Raw genomic sequence first — 19,933 nt, forward strand, 5'->3', positions numbered from 1 at the left:
TCTGCGTTCCGGCAGGCGAAGTATTTGGCGGCCGCGCAGATTCGCGGCGCCCCGATCAAGATCCGGACCCTCCGGGAGCGATGTGCCTTCCGCCGCAGTCAGCGGCGCGAAGGCCTCGCTTTTTTTATCGCCCGCGAAGTCGTGAACGGTTTCCCAAACCGCCGTTTCTCTGTTATGCTGGTAAAGAATCTGACTGAAAGGATTTACCGATCCCATGAAATTTGCCGTACTGGATTTTGAAACGACGGGCACTCAGTCCTCCGATGCCATCATCCAGATCGGACTGAGCGTTATCGACCACGATCTGGAGATCGTGGAAACGTATCAATCGCTGGTCAATCCCGGCGTTCCGCTGCCTCCGTTCATTTCTGAACTGACGGGAATCGTCGCGGAGCAGCTGGAGCAGGCTCCGGTATTGGACGAAGCGATTATCGGCATGATCCCGCTGCTGGACGACGCCGTCCTGATCGGACACAATGTGGCGTTCGATTTCGGCTTTTTGCAGCGGGCGCTCGATCAGACGGGCTATCTGCCGTTTACCGGCCGCATTCTCGATACCATCGATCTGCTGCGCATTTTGTACCCGTCGATCACCGGCTACCAGCTCGGCGCGGTGGCGGCGCAGTTCGGGATCGAGCACGAGCGGCCGCATCAGGCGGATAGCGACGCGCTGGCGACGGCGCATGTGTTTTTGCACTGCCTGGAAGAAGCGCGCTCGCTGCCGCTGGTCACGCTTCAGCGCGTGGCCGAGCTGCTGGCGGGCGACGACGATCTGGGCTGGTTTTTTCATACGCTGGTCGAGGAAAAAGAACTCGAACCGCTGCACGAAAGCGGCGAGTTCAAATATTACCGGCAGTTCGCGCTGAAAACCGGCGAATGGAGCGAGGTTCCGCCGGCCCGGGAAATCCGCGACGGCAATCCGCTGGAGAACGTGCCGTTCGAAGATTTTCTGCAGCAGGTGCAGGACAATCTGCGCGCCGAGCTGCCCGGTTACGAAGAACGCGAAGCGCAAAATATGATGTTCGCCAAAGTCGAAGAAGCGTTCAGCGCCGACAAGCATCTGCTGATCGAAGCGGGGACCGGCACGGGCAAATCGCTCGGCTACCTGATCCCGGCCATTTACGAAAGCGTCAAGCACGACCGCAAAGTCATGGTCAGCACGCACACGATCAACTTGCAGGAACAGCTGCGCGAACGCGACGTTCCGCTGCTCAGCCGGGTCGTGCCGTTCGAATTTCGCGCCTCCGTATTCAAAGGACGGCGGCATTATTTGTGTCTGCGCAAGCTGGAACAGAAAATAGAACGGCGCGAATTCGCCCACCCGGCGGACGACGCGCTGACCGCCGCCCAGCTCGTGGTCTGGCTGACGAAAACGGAAAGCGGCGACGACGAGGAACTGAATCTCGGCATCGGGCGCGGCCAGGATTTCTGGGACACGATCGCGAGCGAAACCGATTCGTGCCTGGGACGCGCCTGCCCCTGGTTCCGCAGCTGTTATTATTATCGCGCCAAGCACGAAGCGACGATGGCCGACGTGGTGGTTACCAACCACTCCAAGCTGTTCTCCGACGTCAAGGCCGACGATCAGCTGCTGCCGGCCTACGAACGGCTCGTCATCGACGAAGCGCATCATCTGGAAGACGTGGCGGGCAAGCATCTGGGCCTGCGCCTGAACTACTTTTCGTTCGTCCATGCGATGACCCGGCTGTACAAAGACGGCAAGAACGGCCAACTGCCGGCGCTGCGCCAGCTGCTGAGCCGCGCGGGCGGCGAGAAAGCGGGCGACTGGGTGCGGGCGATCGACGAGATCGTGCCGGAGCTGATCGACGCCAAGGAAAGCTGGGACAAGCTGACCGAGCTGCTGTATACGCTGCTGCCCGACCGGACGGACGCTTCGGCCCCGGAAGCCGGACAGCACACGCTGCGCCTGACGGCGGGCGAGTATCCGGGCGGCTGGGATACGCTGTCCGGCGTGGAGAACCAGATCTATGTCGGTCTCGGCGAAGTGATTCGCCGCGCCGAACGGATGGCGGCTTCCGTCAAGGAAGACAGCGGCGATTATACGGCCGAAGGCATCGCGACCGATATCGCCGGGCTGATCAAGGACCTGTCCGAAGCGCGGGAATCGCTGCGCTTCTTTATGCGGCTCGACGACGGAAGCACGGTATACTGGCTGGAAGGCAGCACGCAGTTCAAAAGCAAGTCCATTCAGCTGTACGCGGTGCCGATCGACGTCAGCGGGCAGCTTCAGCAGCACTTTTTCGACAAAAAGAAAAGTATCGTGCTCACGTCGGCCACGCTGGCGGTGGACAAGAAGTTCGATTATATGATCGACCAGCTCGGCCTGAGGGACGCGGCGTCGCAAAAAAGACTGCTGACGGAAGTGCTTCCTTCGCCGTTCAATTATAGAGAGCAGGCGCTGCTGATCGTTCCGAGAGATTTTCCGAGCGTCAAAGGCCAAACGGCCGACGCCCGCTTCCTGGCGGCGCTGACCGACTCGCTGGCGAGCACGGCCGAAGCGACGCAGGGGCGGATGCTCGTGCTGTTCACTTCGTACCGGATGCTGCGCCAGGTCTACGACCCGCTCAAAGAAATGCTGGCCGCTTCGGGCATTTCGCTGATCGGGCAGGGCGTGGACAGCGGCAGCCGCAGCCGGTTGACCCGGCGCTTCCAGGACAGTCCGCGTTCGGTGCTGCTCGGGACGAGCAGCTTCTGGGAAGGCGTCGATATTCCGGGAGACGCGCTGACGTGCCTGGCGATCGTCCGGCTGCCGTTCCAGCCGCCGAGCCATCCGCTGCTGGAAGCCAAAAGCGAACTGCTCAAGCGCCAGAATCTCAACCCGTTTATGAAATTGTCCGTGCCGCAGGCCGTGATCCGCTTCAAGCAGGGCTTCGGCCGGCTGGTGCGGACGCGCCGCGACCGGGGCATCGTGATCGTGTACGATACGCGCGTCATCGAATCGTATTACGGCAAATACTTTTTATATTCCCTGCCGGGTCCGAAAATGGAGCATATGGCTTTGGAACAAATCGTTCCGAGAGTCGCCGAATGGCTGGGGCCGGAGGAGAAGACGGATTAATTTTTTTCCCTGGGAGGGACCTTGTAATGAAAGCGGAAAAAATTTCGGAAGCCGTCGTTCGCAGACTTCCCGTTTACCTGCGCCACCTGACCGAACTGCACAAGCGCGAAGTGATGACCGTATCCTCGCAGGAACTCGGGCTGAAGCTCGATCTTAATCCGGCTCAAATCCGGAAGGATCTGGCCTACTTCGGCGATTTCGGACGCAAAGGCATCGGTTACGACGTGTCTTACCTGATCGAGAAGATTCGCCATATCCTGAAGCTGGACCGCCAGATCAACGTCGCTCTCATCGGCGCCGGCAATCTGGGACACGCGCTGTCCAACTACAATATGTATCTCAAGGAAAGCATGAAGATCGTAGCCGTGTTCGACTCGTATACGCCGAAGATCGGAACCAAGATCAACATGCTGACCGTGCAGCCGATCGAAGAATTGAAAGAAACCGTAATCGACAAAAGTATCCGTGTCGGCATTATCACCGTTCCGGATTCGGAAGCGCAGCGGGTCGCCGACCAGCTCGTCGACGCCGGGATCGAAGCGATCCTGAACTTTGCGCCGACCGTGCTGCGCGTTCCGCAGCAGGTGCGGATTCACGCGGCCGACTTTACGACCGATCTGCTCAGCCTGGCTTACTATCTTGATAACGGAAAGGAAACGGAAGTCCATGACAACGACAAACAGCCCGAAAAAGTGGATCGTTAGAAACGGCGTATTCGCCACTGCGGAAGCCGGCGGCGTCGTCCGCGGCTGCATGGTGGTCGAAGACGGCGTAATCGCCTACATCGGCGAAGAAGAACCGGAAGACGCGCGCGATCTGCCGTCCGTGGACGGCAAAGGACTGCTGTTTATGCCGGGTCTCGTCAACAGCCACGGTCATACCGCCATGTCCCTGCTGCGCGGCTACGGCGACGATATGGTGCTCCAATCCTGGCTGCAGGAAAAAATGTGGCCGATGGAAGCCAAGTTTACGTCAGGCGACGTCTACTGGGGCAGTTCGCTGTCCATTATGGAGATGCTCAAAGGCGGAACGACGACGTTCCTCGATATGTACGACCATATGGACCGCGTGGCGCAGGCCGTGCAGGAGTCGGGCATCCGCGCTTCGCTGACCCGCGGCGTAATCGGGCTGTGCTCGGCCGAGGAGCAGGAGCATAAGCTGGCGGAAGCGATCCGCTTCGCGAAAGACTGGCACGGCGGAGCCGACGGCCGGATTACGGTCATGATGTCGCCGCATGCGCCGTACACCTGTCCGCCGGATTATATCGAGCGCTTTGTACAGGCGGCGCACGATCTGGATCTGCCGCTGCATACGCATATGTCGGAAACGGCGGCGGAAGTGCAGCAGAACGTCGACGACTACGGTCTGCGTCCGGTCGCCCATCTGGAAAAGCTCGGCTTTTTCTCCCGTCCGTCGATGGTGGCGCACGGCGTACATCTGACGGACGAAGAAATCGAACTGCTGGCGGCTAACCGCGTAGCGGTATCGCACAACCCGGGCAGCAACCTCAAATTGGCGAGCGGCGTGGCCCGGGTGCCGGAACTGCTGCGCGCGGGCGTCGTCGTGTCGCTGGGAACGGACGGACCGGCCAGCAACAACAACCTGGATATGTTCGAGGAGATGCGGCTGGCCGCTTTGATTCACAAAGGCGTATCGGGCGATCCGACGGCCGTCCCGGCGCTCGAAGCGCTGCGGATGGGCACGCTGTACGGCGCGCAGTCGCTGTATATCGACAACCTCGGCACGCTGGCGGCAGGCATGAAAGCGGACTTTATCGCGCTCGACGCCGAGCAGGCGCATTTCCTGCCGCGTACGGATTATGTATCGCATATCGTGTATTCGGCCGCGGCGCAGGATGTGCGCCACGTGTGGGTGGACGGGGTGCAGGTCGTCAAGAACCGCGAGTGCCTGACGCTCGACGAAGAAAGAATCCGGTTCGAGGCGCAGTCCGCGTTCGAAGGGCTGCTGGCCCGATAACCGGAAGATCGGGAGGAAAGCGAACGTGAGCAAGCGCAAAAAAACAATCCTGCTGATCGTAGTGATCGCCTTGATCCTGCTGCTCGGCGCTTATCTGTACTACACGCTTTCGCTGCAGGGCAGAAACAGCGAAAAAGACGCGGCAATCGCTTCGGCGCGTTCGCAGCAGAATCTGACCGAAGTGGAGCGGGCGGACAAGTGGGTCTGGGGCAAAGACTCGATCTACTGGGTCGTATTGGGCAAGAATGCGGCCGGCGAAGAAATGTACGTCTGGCTGCCGTATACAGCCGAAGGACAGCCGGCGCAGGGCGGGAGCAAGGCGCATGTGCTGCCCCTGGCCGGAACGATTGCACGGAGCGATATGGAGCGGCGCGTCGAAACGGAACTGCCCGAAGCGAAGATTATTCGCATGCTGCCGGGATTTTACGACAATCGGCATGTCTGGCAGGTATTTTACGAACAGCAGGACACGCATTATTACCGCTTCTACAGCATGAAAGACGGCAGCGCGATCGGAGAGGCTTTCGATCTGCCGAAATGGTAGAGCGATTACGGATTTCAAAAAAGAACGGTTTTCCGTCGCTTTTGCGATGGGAAAGCCGTTCTTTTTTGCGATCCGGACGGCAAGAATAGGAACGGATTTTTCGCGCAGAGGGAGGCTTTTCCCGGTCCGAATCGTGCCAAGCAAGCATGTTTGAAAGCAAAGCCGGATTAGAAAATGGGAAAAGGGTGTGATATACTTATTCTCAACGAAGCGTTAAATTGGATAGAAGAAAGCTTGAGTCAGGCGAAAATGCAAAAAAACGCCAAATAAGCATTTGTTCCAAATGCTTCAAAAAAGGCGTGAATTCTTTTGAGTTCTTTCTTATGGATGTCAGATACTCTCCCATGATCGACCACACAGCACGAAGAGGAGAAATGCCCATTGAAGATCCGGATTCTGCCCATTGCCGTCACCGCCGCGGTGTCCCTGCTTTTGTTGTTCGGGGGCTGGTTTCTGTACCGTCAGACCGCACTCGAACGTCCGATCGAACGCATGCTGAGCCAGTATCCGGGCGTGACCAGCGCTCAAGTGGATATTACCCAGAAGCAAGCGGTATTGAAACTCGATCTGGAATCGAATGTCGATTTGCGCGGAATGGTCGCCCAGCTTCGCAAAGAAGAAGGCAAGCTGCTCAAGAACAGAACCGTCGTATTCGATATCGCCGACCATTCCACTCCCGAAATCGACGCGCTCTGGAAAGAGGCTTCGTTCTCCGTCGCGGAAGCAATGGCCAATAAACGCTACACGCTGATTCCGAACACGCTGTCCAAAATTCAAGACGAAAATGTCGCTTATACCATTTCGAGCGATATGGACGATCATTATATTTATGTGGTTCTGAGTTCCTCCGCGGACAAGCAGGCCAACAAATACGTGATTCTGCCGCTGACCGCGTCGCAGGGAACGGGAGGACAAACCAATGCCTAGATGGAGCAAAGAAATCTTGATCGGAATTGCAATCGCGTCTGTACTGTTCCTGGCCCTTATCGGTGTCAATGTGATGCCGATCGCAATTCTCGGACTGATCGGCGTCGGCATTTTTACCGTGCTTCAGATGCGCGGCGGGCTGGCCGTCGGCGCGGCCCAGGACCGCAAGCGCAAGAAGCAGAAGCCGGAGAAATTCACGTTCGAGCAGATCGGCGGACAGGACAACTCCAAGCAGGAACTGCGCGAAGCGCTCGATTTCCTGATCAAGCACGAAGAAATCAAGCAGCTGGGCATCCGTCCGCTGAAGGGCATTCTGCTGACCGGGCCTCCGGGAACGGGCAAAACGCTGATGGCCAAAGCCGCCGCGCATTATACGGATTCCGTGTTTGTGGCCGCGTCGGGCAGCGACTTCGTCGAAATGTACGTCGGCGTCGGCGCCGGACGCATCCGCGATTTGTTCCGCGACGCGCGCAATCGCGCCGCGCAGGAGAAAAAGCAGAGCGCGATTATTTTTATCGACGAAATCGACGTGATCGGCGGCAAGCGCGAAGGCGGCCAGCAGCGCGAGTACGACCAGACGCTGAACCAGCTGCTGACTGAAATGGACGGCATCTACAATAACGAAGAACCGCGCATTCTGCTGATTGCGGCGACCAACCGCAAAGAAATGCTCGACAGCGCCCTGCTGCGCCCGGGCCGGTTCGACCGTCATATCCAGGTCGACCTGCCGGACAAGAAAGGCCGCAAGCATATTCTCGAACTGCACGCGAAAAGCCGTCCGGTCTCGCAGGAAGCCGATCTGGATCGCATCGCGGAAGAAGCGTACGGCTTCTCCGGTGCGCAGCTGGAGAGCGTGATGAACGAAGCGGCGATTTACGCGATGCGCGAGCAGCAGGCGCAGATCGGCCAGCAGCATTTGTCGCGCGCCATCGATAAAGTCATGCTCGGGGAGAAGACCGACCGCGAATCGAGCGCCGACGAGAAGCGCCGCGTGGCGATCCACGAGCTGGGCCATGCGATTATGGCCGAAACGCTGCGTCCGGGCAGCGTCAGCCAGGTGGCGCTCAGCCCGCGCGGACAGGCGCTCGGCTATGTGCGCCACAACCCGCAGAAAGAGCAGTATCTGTATACGAAGCAGTTCCTGGAAGAGCAGATCATGATCGCGCTGGCCGGCTCCGCCGCCGAAGAACTGTATTACGGCGGACGCAGCACGGGATCGCGCGGGGACTTCGAGCAGGCGCTCGATCTGGTCGAGAACATGATCGTCTCCGGGTTGACCGATCTCGGCATCGTCAGCCTGAAGATGCTGACCCAGGAAGAATTGATGAAGCACAACGACAAGATTCTGCGCGCGCTGACCGAAGACACCCGCCGGGAGCTGGACCGCTACCGCCAGGTGTTCGAAGGTTCGCTCGATATCCTGCTGCGCGAGGAAGTGCTGTCCGGCGATCAATTCCGGGCGCAGTTTCGCGAACTGGCGCAGCTGCCCGCCTGACCGTCGTTCGATCGAATGATTCCAAAGCGCGAGAACCGCACCGGCGGCTCTCGCGCTTTTATGTTTTTCGACTTTTTTTGAGCGTATTCGCTCCGTCCGAATCCGGCCTGTGTAGCCGGATTTCGTTTCCTTTTACCGGGCCTTTTTCTGTCCCGACTTCACAAAATATCCGCAACTTTTTTACCATTGTGCAAGCCCGAAGGCTTATGATAGAAGTATATGTCCTCCGAGCACAAACTGTCCGCTTGCATTCACATAAATCGGAAGCGCTCCGAAACTTTTTAAGCGGTAATTTCTTTTTTACATTTCGGATATGCTAAGATATGATTAGATGTTGGGATTGCAAGATGCTCTTGTCGGCTGTAGGAGTGGACAATCTTGCAGGAGAGACCAGAAAGGATGAATATAGAGATGAATTTCAAAAAAATAGGCGTCGTCGGCGGCGGGGTAATGGGACAGGGGATCGCGGAGATGCTCGCGTCCCGCGGACTCGATGTGCTGCTCGTGGAGAAAGACAGCGCGAAGCTGGACTATTCGTACGGCATGATCGAGACCAGCCTGGACAAGAAGCTTGAAAAGTGGGGGATCACGCCCGCGGAGAAAAAGCTGACGCTGTCGCGCATTCAAAAAGTGACGCACCTGGCGGATCTCGGCAGCTGCGATATGGTCATCGAGACGATTACGGAAGACCTTGAAGCGAAAAAAGCGATCTTCGCCCAGCTCGACCAGGTCTGTCCGGCTCATATTATTCTCGCCAGCAACACCTCGGCGCTCAGCCTGACGGAGGTCGGCAGCTCCACCCTGCATCCGGAGCGCGTTATTGGCATGCACTTTATTTACCCGGTGGCGTCGATCAATCTGGTCGAAATCATCCGCGGTCTGAAAACGTCGGACACGACGTTCGAATCGACGAAATATTTCGTCGAAGAAACGCTCGACAAAAAAGGCGTCATGGTGTACGAGTCCCCGGGCTTCGTGTCCACCCGCCTGATTTGCACGCTGATCAACGAGGCGCTGCACGTGCTTGAAGAAGGCGTCGCTTCCGCCGAAGATATCGACGACGCGATGAGAATCGGCTACCAGTTCAACCGCGGACCGCTCGAAATGTGCGACCGTTTCGGTCTGGATTCGGTGCTGGCCGCGCTCGACGGCATGTTCCGCGAATACGGCGATCTCAAATACCGTCCGGCGATCATCCTCAAGAAGATGGTGCGCGCGGGACATCTCGGCACGAAGACCGGCGAAGGCTTTTTCAAGTACGACAAGGACGGTGACAGACTGTGAAAGTACTCGTAATCAACTCGGGGAGCTCCTCGCTTAAATATCAGCTGTACGACATGACCGACGAATCGGTGCTGGCCAAAGGCCTGGTGGAACGCATCGGGATGGATTCCTCCATTCTGACCCACAAGGCGGCCGGCAAAGAAGAAGTGGTGGAAGTCAGCGAAATTCTGGAGCATAACACCGCGATCCGCAAAGTTATCGACAAGCTGACCGACAAAACGCACGGCGTGCTCGAAAGCGTCGAAGAAATCAACGCGGTCGGACACCGCGTCGTGCACGGCGGCGAATTCTTCAACGAATCCGCGCTGGTGGACAAAGAAGCGAAGAAAAATATCCGCGCGCTGATCGATCTGGCTCCGCTGCACAATCCGGCCGCGATCATGGGCATCGAAGCGTCCGAGATCAACATGCCGGGCGTGCCGCAGGTTGTCGTATTCGACACCGCGTTCCACCAGACCATGCCGGAAAGATCGTACTTGTACGCGATTCCGCGCGTGCTGTACAACAAATACAAAGTGCGCCGCTACGGTTTCCACGGCACATCGCACTATTACGTCAGCCTGGCTGCGGCCGAATTCCTCGGCAAACCGATCGAAGACCTCAAGATCATCACCGCGCATATCGGCAACGGCGGCAGCCTGACGGCTATCCAGGGCGGCGTATCCGTCGATACGTCGATGGGCATGACCCCGCTCGAAGGCCTGATGATGGGGACCCGTTCCGGCGACCTCGACCCGGCGATCGTGCCTTACGTCATGAACAAAGAAGAGCTTAGCGTCGGCGAAATGAACTCCATGCTGAACAAGCACAGCGGCCTGCTGGCCATCTCGGGCGTGAGCAGCGATATGCGCGATATTACGGACGGCTGGGAAAAAGGCGAAGCGAACGCGACGCTGGCGTTCGAAATGTACGAATACCGTCTGCGCAAATATATCGGTTCGTACGCGGCGGCCATGAACGGCGTCGACGTGCTGGTATTCACGGCGGGCGTGGGCGAAAACTCCGCGATCGTGCGCAAAGCCGTTTGCGAAAATCTGTCGTACCTCGGCATCGAGATCGACGAAGAACTGAACAAGATCCGCTCCGGCGATCCGCGCCGCATCTCCACGCCGAACTCCAAAGTGGACGTGCTGGTCGTGCCGACGAACGAAGAACTCGTCATCGCGCGCGATACGTACCGGATCGTGGAATCGAACCAAGATTAATCGACCAAGTTTAACATACGGAGAGGAATGACTGTCATGTCCATCAAAACAGACATCCGCGGCGTCAGCGGCCACGTCGGCGAAACCGTCCGGATCGGCTGCTGGGTGAACAACAAACGCTCGAGCGGCAAGATTCAATTTCTGCAGCTTCGCGACGGTACCGGCTATATCCAGGGAGTCGTCGTCAAAAACGAAGTATCGGAAGAAATCTGGAACGACGCCAAAAGCCTGACGCAGGAAAGCTCGCTCTACGTCACCGGCGTTATCCGCGAGGAGCCGCGCAGCAAATCCGGCTACGAAATGACCGTAACGGGCATCGAAGTGCTGCATATCACCGAAGACTACCCGATTACGCCGAAAGAGCACGGGGTCGACTTCCTGATGGACCATCGTCATCTGTGGCTGCGTTCGACGAAACAGCGCGCGGTGATGGTCGTTCGCGCCCAGATCGTCCGCGCGGTACGCGAATTCTTCGATACCCGCGGCTTTACGCTGATGGACCCGCCGATCCTGACGCCGTCGTCGGCCGAAGGCACGACCGAACTGTTCCATATCAAATACTTCGACGAAGACGCGTACCTTACGCAGAGCGGACAGCTGTACATGGAAGCTTCGGCGATGGCGCTGGGCAAAGTGTACTCGTTCGGACCGACGTTCCGCGCCGAGAAGTCCAAGACCCGCCGCCACCTGATCGAGTTCTGGATGATCGAGCCGGAAATGGCGTTTGTCGAGCTGGAAGAAAGTCTGGAAATTCAAGAGCAGTTCGTCAGCCATGTGGTGCAGTCCGTTCTTGCGAACTGCAAAGCCGAGCTGGAAACGCTGGAGCGCGACGTAACGAAGCTGGAGCAGATTACGGGCTCGTTCCCGCGCATCACCTACGACGAAGCGATCAAATTCCTGAACGAGAACGGCTTCGAGGTGCCGTGGGGCGAAGACTTCGGCGCGCCGCACGAAACGGCGATCGCGAATCATTACGACAAACCGGTCTTCATCACGCACTATCCGGCGGAGATCAAAGCTTTCTATATGAAGCCCGATCCGAATCGTCCGGAAGTCGTGCTGTGCGCGGATATGATCGCGCCGGAAGGTTACGGCGAAATTATCGGCGGCTCGCAGCGCATCGACGATCCGAAGCTGATGGAAGAACGCTTCGAGCAGCACAACCTGACTTCCGACGCGTATAAATGGTATATGGACCTGCGCAAGTACGGTACCGTTCCGCACTCCGGCTTCGGCCTCGGCCTGGAACGCACCGTAGCCTGGATCTGCGGCCTCGATCATGTTCGCGAGACGATTCCGTTCCCGCGCATGCTGTACCGTCTTTATCCGTAAGGCGCTTTACGCATGCTGCGCAGAGCCGATATCGCAGGCGGAAGGAGGAACAAGCGGGTGAACGACGAAGCCTGGAAGACCTGGGCCATGGGAGTCTCCCATGCGATGGAATCGCCGCAGGTTCATCTTCCTCACGCCCTGCTGCGTTTTTACCGCAAGCTGGACCTCAGCCTGGAGGAAACGATGCTGCTGATCCAGCTCATCGCTTACCGTCAAGCCGAACTGAACGATTTCCCGACGCTCGAAGAACTTCAGGAACGTACCGGACTGGAGCCGGGCGAACTCGCCTCGAAGCTTCAGCGGCTGATCAAGGACGGCTTCCTCGCGATTCACGAAGACGAGGATACGCCGTCCGGCATCCGCTACGAACGCTACAATCTCGCCGGCCTGTACGAGAGATTGGGCGGCTGCCTGGCGGAAGAGCGCCGCAGCCAGCGCCGGGCCGAACGCCCGGCCGTCCGCGAGGAAGAAGCGGAAACGGTCGACAACCTGTTCCGTTTGTTCGAACAGGAATTCGCCCGTCCGCTGTCGCCGATGGAATGCGAAACTATCTCCGTCTGGATCGACCAGGACCGCTATCCCGAAGAGCTGATCCAACTGGCTCTGAAAGAAGCCGTGTTCGCGGGTAAGCTTCATTTCCGCTACATCGACCGTATCCTGCTCGAATGGAGCCGCAACCGCGTCCGTACGCCCGAAGACGTCCGCGCTTATTCTCAGAAGTTCCGCGGACAACGATAAGAAAGACGCTCTCCGTAAATTTGGAGAGCGTCTTTTTCTTTGATTTTTATTCTTTAACGGCTCCCACCACAATCCCCGTCACAAAATACCGCTGCAAGAACGGATACACCAGCAGGATCGGCAGCGCGCTGATGAAGATTTGCGACGCGCGGATCGTGCGCTGGGACAGATTGGCGACCGCTTCCGGATCGAGCTTCGACATATCCGCCTGCACGATGATCGTTTGCATAAAGCTCGCCAGCGGCAGTTTTTCCGAATCGCGGATGTAGATAATCCCGTCGAAGTAAGCGTTCCAGTGCCCGACCATCATAAACAGCGAGACCGTCGCGATTACCGGCAGCGACAGCGGCAGATAGACATTGAAGAACGTGCGCAGATGGCCGGCTCCGTCGATAAACGCGGCTTCCTCCAGATCTTTCGGAACGCCCCGGAAGAAGTTGAGCAGCAAAATGATATTGAACACGGCGACCAGCCCCGGCAGGATGAGCGCCCAGAGCGAGTTCATCAGTCCCAGTTTGAGGATCAGGATATAGCCCGGAATCAATCCGCCGCTGAACAGCATCGTGACCACGAAATACCACAGATACAGATTGCGCGCGCCGAAGACGCGGGTTTCTTTGGACAGCGCATAAGCGGCGGTCGTATTGACGACCAGCGCCAGCGCCGTGCCGAGCACCGTACGCTGCACCGATACCCAGAGCGAGGAAAGGAAATTGGCGTTGTCGAACGTTTTGGCATAAGCTTCGAACGTAAAGCCGATCGGCCAGAACGTGACCAGCCCCGCGTTGGCGGGAGCGGTCGAACTGAGCGAGACCATCAGCAGATGCAGCAGCGGCAGCAGGCAGGCGATGGAGACGAGGGTCAGGAAGATATTGTTGCACACCGAGAAAATGCGATAAGGCAGCGTTTTGTGATACATGGGGCGGTCTCCTTTCTAAAATATGCGGTATCCGGCGAACCGGTACGCCAGGCGGTACGAAACGGCGATCAGGATCAGGCTGATCAACGACTTGAACAAATTCACCGCCGTGGCGAAACTGAACTGTCCGCTGAGCAGACCTTCCCGATAAACGAATGTGTCGATGATGTCGCCCTGCTGATAGATCAGCGGACTGTATAGATTGAAGATCTGGTCGAAGTTGGCGTTGAGCACATTGCCCAGCGCAAGCGTCGCGATTACGATCGTGATCGGCACAAGCGAAGGCATCGTGATATGCAGCGTCTGCTTCCAGCGCGTCGCTCCGTCGACTTCCGCCGCTTCGTACAGCGCGGGATTGATACCCGACAAAGCGGCCAGAAAAATGATCGTATTGAAGCCGAATTCTTTCCACACGTCGCTGAAAATAATCGTGAACCGGAACCAGCCGCCGTCGCCCAGGAAAAAGATCGGTTTGATTCCGAACAGGTGCACGAGAAACTGGTTGATCAGGCCGGTCTGCGCCAGCATATCGATCAGGATGCCGGACAGCGTGACCCAGGACAGGAAGTGCGGCAGATAAACAAGCGTTTGGATCGAGCGTTTCAGCGCCATTTTTCGCACTTCGTTCAGCAGCAGCGCGAACACGAACGGCACGATCAGGTTCATGACGATCTTTGTACAGGCAAAAAACAGCGTGTTGCCGGTAATCTTGAGGAAGTAGTCGTTTTCCCACATGTATTGGAAATGCTTCAGGCCGGCCCACGGCGATTCGGCAAATCCGAGCGCGGGCTTGTAATCCTGGAAAGCCATTACGATGCCGGTCATGGGAATATAGGAGAAAATAAAGACCAGTACGGCTGCCGGAAGCACCATAAGATGCAGAATCCACGGCTGTTTGCCGCCTTTTTTTCTGCGTTTGCGCCGCGCCGCCGTGTCGGCCGCCCGCTCGTTGATATTCGCTTCCATTGCGTTCCCCCGTTTCAAAGTGTGTGGTGTCTCTCTAACTTCTCTGCTATATATAAATAGTATCAAGGGCCCCTGCGGGCTGATATATAACAATGTTAGGATCGATATGGTTTTATTAGGACGCCGATCCGGAGGGAGCAGCGTATGCAGCCAACAGCCGTAACAGCCGGAAGCCGGGGAAAGACCCGCGGACGGTTCAGCCTATTCGCCAAAATGAACAGTTTGATCGCGATCTTGTTTCTGCCGATCGTGCTCGCGTATACGTATTCGAACGATGCCACTTTCCATGTCGTAAGCCGCGAACTGCAAACGTCGAGCGCCCGGCAGCTGACGTTTCTGTCGGGACAGATCGACTCCAGAATCAGCCAGATGATGGACTTCAGCCTGGCCTTCTCCAGAGATCCCAATGTGCAGGACTTCAACGGATTGAATCTGTGGGGCGACCGCTACGACCGGATGCAGACCCGCTACGCGGTGCGGGAGAAAATGGTGCTGCAATCCGGCGTATCGGATATTTGGCCCGCCCGGTACGCCTTGTATTCGCAGCAGAATCGGGAGGTAATCTCGAACTATGCGCACAGCGGCGAATACGACGAAGGCTATCTCAAACGCAATATGACCGGCCAGTGGAACTACGACGACGGCCGAAGCGAAGACGCGGCAAACGGCGGCGCTTCTTCGTTTCACTGGCTCTATGCCGATTCGCTCGGCCTGCCGGGCGTGCTGACGGGCAGCAGCGCGGTGGTGGAAGCGAGCTTCAGCACGGACAATATCCGCAATATGCTCGACACGTACAAAGCGGACGGACAGGGAGATCCTTTTTATTATCGCAAAGACGAACTGCCGATCTTGAACCGCAGCGCGGACCGGGAACTGACGGACGAGCTGATTGGGGAACTCGACGCCCGGCCGCTCGAACGGACCGCCCAGCGGGTCGTCGCGCTCCGTGGACAGGATTACCTGGTCAGTTCGGCCGCTTCTTCGTATCTCGACGGTCAACTGATCGACTTCGTTCCGCTCGGCCAGGTGCTGGGTCCGATCGCGTTCAGCCGCAATTTGTTTTATTTGTCGATCGCGCTGCTGTTCGTGCTGGGCATTTCGGCTTCGATTCTGCTGTACCGCAACGTCCAGCGTCCGATCCGCAAGCTGATGGACGGGCTGCTGCGGGTGCAAAGCGGCGATTATTCGGTACGGCTGCACGCGCGAAGCCGAAACGAGTTCTCGTTCGTATTCGACAGCTTCAACGAAATGTCGCGCCGGATTCAAGAGCTGATCGAAAATGTATTCAACGAGAAGCTTCGCGCGCGCGAAGCGACGCTCAAACAGCTGCAAGCCCAGATCAATCCGCATTTTCTGTACAACTGCCTCGGCTACATTATCAATATGGCGCAGATGAAAGACGAAGAAGCCGTAGTATCGATGGCGTTCAACTTGAGCGCGTATTACCGCTATACGACCCGGATGGAAAAAGAAATCGCCCCGCTCAAAGAAGAAGTGAAGCTGCTCGTCAACTATCTCGGTATCCAGAAGCTGAGGAACGGGAGGATCGATTACCGGATCGAACTGCCGGAGCCGCTGCTGGAAGCGGAGATTCCGAGATTGATGCTGCAGCCGGTCGTTGAAAACGCGGTGATCCACGGCGTCGCCAAAACGTATACGGCGGGCGAAATCCGGATTACCGGCGAAGCGGAAAACGGTTTTTGCCTGATCCGTATCGACGACGACGGACCGGGAATGACGCCGGAGCAGTATGCCGCGCTGAATCTAAAAATGACGGAAGAGCTGCGGGAAGAAATGGGCTGCGGACTCTGGAATACGCATCAGCGTATCGTCCATCAGTTCGGAACCCGGTCGGGGCTGCGCTTCGGCCCATCGCCGGCGGGCGGCTTCCGTACCGAGATTTTCTGGGAGAGCCCGGAAAATACGCAAAACGAGCAGGCGGTCGAAGAAGAAACGTATCTGGAAATGCGGGCTTTACGCCATTGAACCGGAAAAGGAGCGAATGAATATGCAGTTAATGATCGTCGACGACGAAATCCACTGGGTCGACAACCTGGCGATGAACAAACCTTGGCATACGCTCGGCATCGGGCAGGTACACAAAGCTTATTCCGCGCACGAAGCGCTGGAGCTGATCGACAACCATCCGATCGATATCGTGATTTCGGACATCCTGATGCCCGAGATGAGCGGAATCGAATTGATCGAACAAATTCAAGTCCGCGACCGCAAGATCAAATGTATTATGCTGTCGGGACATTCGGACTTCGAGTTTGCCAAGCAGGCGATCCGCCATAACGCGGTCGATTATCTGCTCAAACCGCCGACCGACGGCGAGCTGCTGGACGCGGTCGGTTCGGCGATCCGGCAGTTGAACGCGGAGTGGGAAATGGTCGGTTCGCTGGAGCGGACAAGCCATACGCTGCGGGAGAATCTGCCGCTGCTCAGAGGACGGCTGCTGCTGGACGCGCTGGACGGCCAGCGCATGTCCGCCGAGGAATGGGCGCGCCGGCTGGACAACTACGGGCTGCCGTTCAAAGTCGGTGCCTGCGCGCTGCTGCTTGTGCGGATGGAAGAAGAATTCGGCAAATACCGCAACAACGGACAGCCGCTGATCGAATACGCGATTATCAATATGGCCGAAGAAGTGATGGGCGAATTCCTGGAGGTCTGGGGCGTCAAAGAAGAGCACGGTTACCTGGCGTTTCTGCTTCAATTCAAGCCCTGCGCGCCGCAGGGACGCGAGGTTCTGCTGGAGAAGCTGGCGATTCAGCTCCAGGTCAAAGTCAAACAGTTCCTCAAAGGCTCGCTGTCGATCGTGATGACCGAGCCGTTCGGATTTCCCGAGGAGCTGCCGGATGCGTTCGGACGGGCGATCGCGTATTTCCGCCAGATCGTCGGAGACGAGCGGGAGTTCGTGATGCGCCTGAGCGAGCCGGCCGGCCCGGCCGAGCAGGGCGCGCTGCGTTCGCTGTATTTGTCGCCTTCGCTGGAAACGCTGCTGGAAGCGGGGCGCTGGGACGAGGCGGAAGAAAAGCTGCGGAAGGTCTGCGACGAGCTGGACGACAGCTGGTCGGAATCCTGGGAACACTGCATGGAAGCCGGGTTCCTGATCGCCGCTTCCTATACCAATCTCGCGCACCGCGGCGGACATAAGCTGGAAAGTCTGCTCGGAAGCGGGATCGAGCCTCTTCAGCGCGGAGAAGCTTTCGCTTCGATCGCCAGGCTGCGGAAATGGTCGATCGAAGCGCTGCATCGGCTCAAAGAAGGCACGTCGAACGAAGTGCGCGACAATCGCTCGTCTTATGTGCGCAAAGTCCAGGCTTTTGCCGACAAAAATCTGCATCTGGACGTCTCGCTGCGCGCGCTGGCCGATCATGTGAATCTGCACCCGACGCATTTGTCCAAGATCTACAAGATCGAGACGGGCGAAGGCATCAGCGATTACGTGGTCAATTTGCGGATGGAGCGGGCCTGCCAGAAACTGAAGTCGACGGATAAAAAAGTGTACGAAGTCGGGTTGGAGATCGGGTATATGGACCCGGCTTATTTTATCAAAGTGTTCAAACGCCATTTCGGCATGACGCCGCAGGAATACAGGGACGGAGGGAAATAGCGTGACAAAGTCCTATCGGGCCTAACAAACTCATATAGATGCCTTCCCGCAAAAGTTGGTACAGTAACCAGTGTAAGAGAGGTCGACAAGTAAACGGGGGGATCGAGCAATGAAAAAATCACGCAGTACCTGGAAACTCCTTGCGGCAGCCGGACTGCTTGCCGTAACGGCCTGCAGCGGAGCGTCGGACGGAAAAAGCGCGGACAGCGCGGACGTCGGATCGTCTGCGGCCGAAGCGGCGTTCGCCGCCGGCAAATACGACCCGCCGATCGAGATCAGCACCGTGCTGATGCCCAAAAAATACGTTCAGGGCGATACGAAAGAAAACAACGTGCACGACCGCTGGATGCTGGATACGCTGGGCCTCAAACACAAAGATACCTGGTACCCGGCCAACGACGACCAGTACAAACAAAAATTGCAGCTCGCTGTCGCTTCCGGGGAAAAACTGCCCGATTTCGTGCCGGTGCCGACCAACGCCGTGCTCACGAACCAGCTGATCGAATCCGGACAGTTTATGCCGATTGACGAGCTGTTCGACAAATACGCCAACCGGATTCTCAAAGACCATGCCGCCGAGCATCCCGAGCTGTGGTATCCGTTTACCAAGGACGGCAAGAAATACAATATGCCGATTCTCGAATACACGGACAACGACGATACCGAGCTGTGGCTGCGCGAGGACTGGATGGAGAAGCTGAATCTGCAAGCGCCGAAAACGATCGCCGATCTGGAAAATATCATGGACAAGTTCAAAAACGAAAACCCGGACGGGCTGTCGCCCGACAAAGTATATCCGCTGGCCATCTCGCTCAAAAGCAACACCAACACCTGGATGGGTTCGCTCGACTGGCTGTTCGGGGCGTACGGCACGATCGAAGAGCAGTGGAACAAAGACGCGGACGGCAATCTGGAATACGGCTCGATCAATCCCGGTTCCAAGCAAGCGCTCGCCAAGCTGCGGGAATGGATGGACAAAGGCTATATCCACGCCGATTCCGCGCTGTGGAGCGAATCGAAAGCGGCGGAGAGCTGGACCAAAGGCACGGCGGGCATTCTGCCCGGCGCCAACTGGGTACCGGACTGGCCGGCTCCCGATCTGCTGAGCACGGTTCCCGGCTCCAAGATCAAAGCTTACCCGGTACCGGAAGGACCGGACGGGCTGATCGGCACGAAGTGGCAGAATTCCGGCGTCAACTCGAGTATTATGATCAACAAAGACGCCGAGCATCCGGAAGCCATTTTCCTGTATTACAACTACCTGCTGGACAACCTGGCGAACCCGGCCGAAGGAAGCGACTACGAATACGGCTTCGCCAAAGGCTACGACTGGGATACGATCGACGGCAAACCGACCAGCGACAAAGACAAGATCAAGGAATTCTCCAACGAGTTCCCGTTCCTGACGGGTCCGGCGCGCATTCCGGATCTGTATATGAAAACGCTGGTCAAGCTGGCGGACGGCGAAGAGCCGGCAACGCCGTTCGAGCGCCAGATGGCCGAGTTCCGCAAGCCGGAGAACTGGCACGCGGCAAAAGTGGTTATGTCCCAGCAGGACGTGCGCAGACAAAACTACTTTACGGGAGCGGCGACGCCGACCATGATCTCGAAGTGGAATCTGCTGCGGCAGTCGGAGATGGAGACGTTCAACAAGATCATTTACGGCCAGCTGCCGATCGACGCGTTCGACGAGTTCGTCGCCAATTGGAAAGCCAACGGGGGCGAACAAATCACGCAGGAAGTCAATGAATGGTACAAGTCGGTATCCGGGCAGCAGTAAACGGGCGGAGCCGGCCGCAGTATCATCGCAATCGTTAAAGACCAACCGTCGAAGACCGAAATCGCCGCCGC

Annotated in this window: 15 protein-coding genes; 13 read left to right on the forward strand and 2 right to left on the reverse strand. The window is 57.6% G+C overall.

The genetic code is table 11. The features are described 5' to 3' along the window. The first annotated feature begins 214 nt into the window (after positions 1 to 214). The 10 genes from dinG (at position 215) to QWJ34_RS07735 (ending at position 12,581) form a co-directional block, all read left to right on the forward strand. Entirely contained in the window at positions 215 to 3,079 is a 2,865-nt protein-coding gene (gene dinG / locus QWJ34_RS07690) for an ATP-dependent DNA helicase DinG (protein WP_302726623.1), read from the forward strand. Positions 3,080 to 3,105: 26 nt separating this feature from the next. Further along, complete coding sequence (locus QWJ34_RS07695) at positions 3,106 to 3,783, forward strand: redox-sensing transcriptional repressor Rex (RefSeq protein WP_302726625.1); 678 nt, start codon at positions 3,106 to 3,108, stop codon at positions 3,781 to 3,783. Continuing rightward, the gene (locus QWJ34_RS07700) at positions 3,746 to 5,056 is read left to right on the forward strand and encodes an amidohydrolase (RefSeq protein ID WP_302726627.1); all 1,311 of its coding nucleotides are present in this window, start codon (positions 3,746 to 3,748) and stop codon (positions 5,054 to 5,056) included. The genes QWJ34_RS07695 and QWJ34_RS07700 overlap by 38 nt, the downstream gene beginning before the upstream one ends. A gap of 25 nt (positions 5,057 to 5,081) precedes the next feature. Continuing rightward, complete coding sequence (locus QWJ34_RS07705; protein WP_302726629.1) at positions 5,082 to 5,600, forward strand: cell wall elongation regulator TseB-like domain-containing protein; 519 nt, start codon at positions 5,082 to 5,084, stop codon at positions 5,598 to 5,600. Positions 5,601 to 5,981: 381 nt separating this feature from the next. After that, the gene (locus tag QWJ34_RS07710; protein ID WP_302726631.1) at positions 5,982 to 6,527 is read left to right on the forward strand and encodes a heavy-metal-associated domain-containing protein; all 546 of its coding nucleotides are present in this window, start codon (positions 5,982 to 5,984) and stop codon (positions 6,525 to 6,527) included. After that, positions 6,520 to 8,022: an AAA family ATPase gene (locus QWJ34_RS07715; RefSeq protein WP_302726633.1), complete on the forward strand. Its 1,503-nt coding sequence runs from the start codon at positions 6,520 to 6,522 to the stop codon at positions 8,020 to 8,022. Before QWJ34_RS07710 ends, QWJ34_RS07715 begins: the two co-directional genes overlap by 8 nt. A 411-nt stretch (positions 8,023 to 8,433) precedes the next feature. Further along, a complete protein-coding gene (locus QWJ34_RS07720) occupies positions 8,434 to 9,306 on the forward strand; it encodes a 3-hydroxyacyl-CoA dehydrogenase family protein (RefSeq protein ID WP_302726635.1) in 873 nt (290 codons plus the stop codon). Further along, positions 9,303 to 10,511 carry an acetate/propionate family kinase gene (locus tag QWJ34_RS07725; protein ID WP_302726637.1) on the forward strand — a complete coding sequence of 403 codons (1,209 nt, stop codon included), beginning with the start codon at positions 9,303 to 9,305 and terminating at the stop codon, positions 10,509 to 10,511. The genes QWJ34_RS07720 and QWJ34_RS07725 overlap by 4 nt, the downstream gene beginning before the upstream one ends. 36 nt (positions 10,512 to 10,547) lie before the next feature. Then, a complete protein-coding gene (asnS, locus tag QWJ34_RS07730) occupies positions 10,548 to 11,843 on the forward strand; it encodes an asparagine--tRNA ligase (protein WP_302726639.1) in 1,296 nt (431 codons plus the stop codon). 57 nt (positions 11,844 to 11,900) lie between these two features. After that, positions 11,901 to 12,581, forward strand: coding sequence for a DnaD domain-containing protein (locus QWJ34_RS07735; RefSeq protein WP_302726641.1), 681 nt, complete (start codon positions 11,901 to 11,903; stop codon positions 12,579 to 12,581). Positions 12,582 to 12,627: 46 nt separating this feature from the next. On the opposite strand, the gene QWJ34_RS07740 is transcribed toward QWJ34_RS07735, so the two are convergent. Then, a complete protein-coding gene (locus tag QWJ34_RS07740; RefSeq protein ID WP_302726642.1) occupies positions 12,628 to 13,500 on the reverse strand; it encodes a carbohydrate ABC transporter permease in 873 nt (290 codons plus the stop codon). Between the two features lie 15 nt (positions 13,501 to 13,515). Then, positions 13,516 to 14,466, reverse strand: a complete 951-nt coding sequence (locus QWJ34_RS07745) for an ABC transporter permease (protein ID WP_302726643.1) — start codon at positions 14,464 to 14,466, stop codon at positions 13,516 to 13,518. A 144-nt stretch (positions 14,467 to 14,610) separates the two neighbouring features. On the opposite strand from QWJ34_RS07745, the gene QWJ34_RS07750 reads away from it, so the two are divergent. From QWJ34_RS07750 to QWJ34_RS07760, 3 genes are all read left to right on the forward strand, one after another. Beyond that, positions 14,611 to 16,452 carry a sensor histidine kinase gene (locus QWJ34_RS07750; protein WP_302726645.1) on the forward strand — a complete coding sequence of 614 codons (1,842 nt, stop codon included), beginning with the start codon at positions 14,611 to 14,613 and terminating at the stop codon, positions 16,450 to 16,452. Positions 16,453 to 16,474: 22 nt separating this feature from the next. Then, positions 16,475 to 18,082: a response regulator transcription factor gene (locus QWJ34_RS07755; protein WP_302726647.1), complete on the forward strand. Its 1,608-nt coding sequence runs from the start codon at positions 16,475 to 16,477 to the stop codon at positions 18,080 to 18,082. A 109-nt stretch (positions 18,083 to 18,191) separates the two neighbouring features. Continuing rightward, positions 18,192 to 19,862: a type 2 periplasmic-binding domain-containing protein gene (locus QWJ34_RS07760; RefSeq protein ID WP_302726648.1), complete on the forward strand. Its 1,671-nt coding sequence runs from the start codon at positions 18,192 to 18,194 to the stop codon at positions 19,860 to 19,862. Positions 19,863 to 19,933 lie beyond the last annotated feature (71 nt).

Origin of the sequence: Saccharibacillus sp. CPCC 101409 (assembly GCF_030518235.1) — a bacterium.
Lineage (GTDB): Bacteria > Bacillota > Bacilli > Paenibacillales > Paenibacillaceae > Saccharibacillus.